The sequence below is a fragment of the Paenibacillus solisilvae genome (assembly GCF_042656405.1).
Classification (GTDB): domain Bacteria; phylum Bacillota; class Bacilli; order Paenibacillales; family Paenibacillaceae; genus Paenibacillus_Z; species Paenibacillus_Z solisilvae.
The window spans coordinates 1-3,033 of record NZ_JBHSOW010000122.1; the positions used below are offsets into that span (position 1 = coordinate 1).

Here is a 3,033-nt window from a genome sequence, read left to right on the forward strand (position 1 = left end):
AGGATACCCTCCCTCGAAGTGGAGGTAAGGTATCCTGTTTATAAGATTTGGACTTTTTCAGTGGCCTCGGGCAATCCCTCGGTCATCTTCGATGACTTTTGGGACAGCCCTTAGGAATATCGAATTAATATTTGTTCAACCTTTTTCTTGATCGTCTCTCTAAGCTCAAGCGGTTCAATTACCTCTACCCCGTCGCCAAAGCTGAGCAGAATCGGAAGCAGCCATTTCGCTCTGCTCAGATCGTCAACCTTCAACGTAATCACGAGTGATCCGTCCTCATGAAAGCTTTTCTCTGCAGCATAGAAGAAATCCATTGCCCTGGCCAAGAATTCCACTGCGAAATGAAGAACAACATTCACGTCTTGAACGCTTCTCTCGGATTGATATTCAATGCTTGTCGGCGCTGATTGATTATGCTTCTGATAATATTCAGTCGAAACCGTTAGATCAACCATTCGCGTCAGTTTGAATTCCCGGTAATCCTTCCGCGATTTGCAGTATCCGTAAAGATACCAGGTTTCATACTTATACATAAGACTGATCGGCTCAACAGCGCGTTCGCCTCTTTCGCTCTTCGCGTTAATATATTCGAAGCGGACCACATGAGATTCCGAGATTGCAGCTCTTAACTTGCGCAATGATTCCTTATAGGGCCGCCTGCCGCCGATATCCAGGGATAAGCTTGGAGTATCATGATCATTTTGAATAGTTTGCAATTTGAGGATCGTTTCCATAGCGCGTTCATCTTCAAAAACCGTCGACATGCTGTGAAGGACCGTAATGAGAGAGCTGACGTCGTAGGAGCCAAGTAAGCTTTTGTCCATTTTGTAAGCTTCAATGATGCCAAATCCGCCGTTCACGCCCTGATAAGAAACGACTGGAAAACCAGCCGCGCAGATCACGTCGATATCCCGGTAGATGGTTCTCTGGGATACCTTGTATTTCTCAGCTAGCGCTGAAGCTGACAGCACCTCATTGTTGAGCAGCATATAAATCATAGAAATTAGTCGTTCAAGCTTCATACAATCTCCTTCGGGCTTCTTTTTTCATCCGATCCTGAATATCGGACTTAGGCACCCAACAGTTGAACTGATATCGGGGACTCGTGGCAAAGCCCAGCCGACTGCAAAAGAACCTCTCTGCAGTCTCTTTGCGTATTTCATAATGAATGCAAGTTGCGCAGCAATGATAATCTTTCATTATCTTCCATTCACTCCTCTTAGACTATTGTAGCATCTGAGGCTTAGCGCAACCATGGATTTTTCATCATTCAAATAAGCCCTTCCGGCTCCGGAAGGGCTTTTGACGTCTTTAGAACCTACGTGTCCTTTTTAAAGATAACGTCTATTTGAAAGATAAAACTGAATAACAAGGTGAAGAAGATAAAAACAAGGATAGCCAGTGCCGGCCGCTTTTGGTGGAGAATGAGGAACGGAAAAGCAATGCAATTGATAACAATAGACCACCACATATTCCATCCGTCATTGTATTTAAACACGCCAAGCTGAACGGCTATCCACTCATGAATGCTAAAAATCCCGGCCCAGAGCGCAAGATATAGAACTTGCTTGAGTATTGATTTCGAAGGGTAATGCGACAGGAAGATCAATACTGCAAACGGGGTGGCGCACAGCGTGATCAGGACTTGTATGAAATGGTGCGAAAAATGAAAGGTCGGAGATTCAAACCTCCACAGATGGTTATCTTCCGTCAGTACATTGTAGAGAAAGTCGCCTATGATCATCACATATATACTTGCCCGGAATTCCCTAAATCTGCTCCAATCCGCCCATTTCCATGCACATAATACCCAGCCCGCGATTCCAGCCAAATAAATCAATTCCAATTGTTTATGCCCCCGATATCCCGGCATTCTGATGCTCTCAAACGTTGTTCTAAAGTATTCACTGCAAGCTTTAGAAGTATTCAAACCGATGAAGGAATAGAGGAGGAACTGGGAAAGAATGTTGAATAATTCGTTTCTCCGCAGGGGAAATTTAAAGTAACCTATGAAAAAGTGGAGGAGTATGGTTATTGTCATTTTTTGGAGCATTTCTATTCTTTTTATCCTTAGTTTCACGGTTACCAGACGAAGGATTCATCTATTCGAAGGAATAGCCGTTTGGTGCTTCTTAATCCATGTTCAAGACGTGATCATTGGGATGGGTTTTACTTTTAAGCTGATGAAAATGTCCTCTAGAATGAGTGATTTCTTAGTGAATGAATCCATTCGCAGTGTAATAATTCCATTATCGATTATCCTTTTCCTCGAACGAAATGGTTCTGTGAGCGGAATATGGAAAAAAGGTTTTTGCTGGGTCAGCATTATCCTATTGCTTATGGGAATTGAATATTTGTCCAAGCTGTTAGATTGTATTACCTACAGCAGCAAGTGGAATCTATGGTGGTCCATTACCGCAAATACGACTATTATGCTGCTAACGTTTATGGTTTATAAACTAATCAGAAATATAGCCCGTAGGGAAGTGTTTATTTGAACAAAATACTACCCGTCTTTTTTGACGCAAATGAGTAGTTCCTAATCATTTCCATTTGTGTGATAGCTCCAATTCCGTTCACTCTCCCACGGCGATTTCCAACAATAGTGACAGTCGTTTTGATGTTCCTCGCAGTTGGAATTCCGATGTATTTCGATTTTTTATTAGGCGCTCCACCGAATGATCTGTATGACGTAAACGAATCCAACAATCAAGAACTGCTTGATATCGTACTATACTATTTAAATGCCCCGTTTTCTTATCTATTTGTTTATTTCTTTGATAAATGGAGAATTAGGGGATTAAGGATCAGCTTATACGTTCTGGCATGGGCAGCCGCAGCTACAATATATGAAGCGCTGGCTGTCTTCTGTCATGTTTACAAGTACCACGGATGGAATTTAGAATATTCCTTCTTATTTTACATAGGTATCCAATGTATATATCTTCTGCTCTTTTATGTAATCGAATCAATTTCATAAATCGGTTTCTCAGTAATCAGACTAACCGAATATTAACGCCTTCATTTTTTTCG

2 protein-coding genes are annotated in these 3,033 nt (G+C 41.9%); both read right to left on the minus strand.

Translation table 11 applies throughout. The features are described from left to right. Positions 1-110 precede the first annotated feature (110 nt). Positions 111-1,022: a helix-turn-helix transcriptional regulator gene (locus ACFPYJ_RS30370; protein ID WP_379192003.1), complete on the minus strand. Its 912-nt coding sequence runs from the start codon at positions 1,020-1,022 to the stop codon at positions 111-113. 296 nt (positions 1,023-1,318) lie between these two features. Next, the gene (locus tag ACFPYJ_RS30375) at positions 1,319-1,846 is read right to left on the minus strand and encodes a CBO0543 family protein (protein WP_379192004.1); all 528 of its coding nucleotides are present in this window, start codon (positions 1,844-1,846) and stop codon (positions 1,319-1,321) included. Positions 1,847-3,033 lie beyond the last annotated feature (1,187 nt).